The following is a 589-nucleotide window of genomic DNA, read 5'->3' as shown; positions in this document are numbered from 1 at the left end:
CAACAGCGGCATGGCCAACAGTGGGGTGTTCAACTCCGGTGTGTTGAACACCGGGGTGTGGAACGCGGGGTTGCTGAATACCGGGATCGGGAATGTGGGGAGTTACAACTCGGGTGGGTTTAATCCGGGGAGCGTCAATACGGGTTCGTTCAATACCGGGGATACGAATACGGGGTGGTGGAACACCGGTGATCTGAACACGGGTGTGGGGAATAGCGGGGATTTGAATACGGGTGGCTTCAACCGGGGGAGTCAGAACAACGGCTTTTTCTGGCGGGCTGATGGGCAGGGTCAGTTCGGCGGTGATTACACCTTGACCATCCCCCGAATCGGACTCGACCTGGCCGTCGACATCCCCCTGCACATCCCGGTATCGGGCTCACTGGGCAACATCAGCACTCAGCCATTCACACTTCCGGTAATACACCTGTCGGGCGACAATCTGAATGGCACGGTGGGGCCGATCGTCTTTGATTCCATTGAAATCACCGGTCCGTCTATCGCGTTGCTGGTGGACGGCCCCTTGCATTTGGCTCTCTCGGGTCCTGGGGTGGGGCCGGTGGTGGTTCCGGTGTGGCATGTGGGGGCG

The 589-nt window shown here is 59.4% G+C and carries 1 pseudogene; it reads left to right on the top strand.

Annotation, left to right across the window (positions count from 1 at the left end):
* Positions 1-589 (top strand): annotated as a pseudogene (locus BST12_RS29250) (PPE family protein); the annotation flags it as partial.

This window comes from Mycobacterium angelicum (genome assembly GCF_002086155.1).
Taxonomy (GTDB): Bacteria; Actinomycetota; Actinomycetes; order Mycobacteriales; family Mycobacteriaceae; genus Mycobacterium; species Mycobacterium angelicum.
This window is presented reverse-complemented; position numbering and strand designations above follow the sequence as displayed.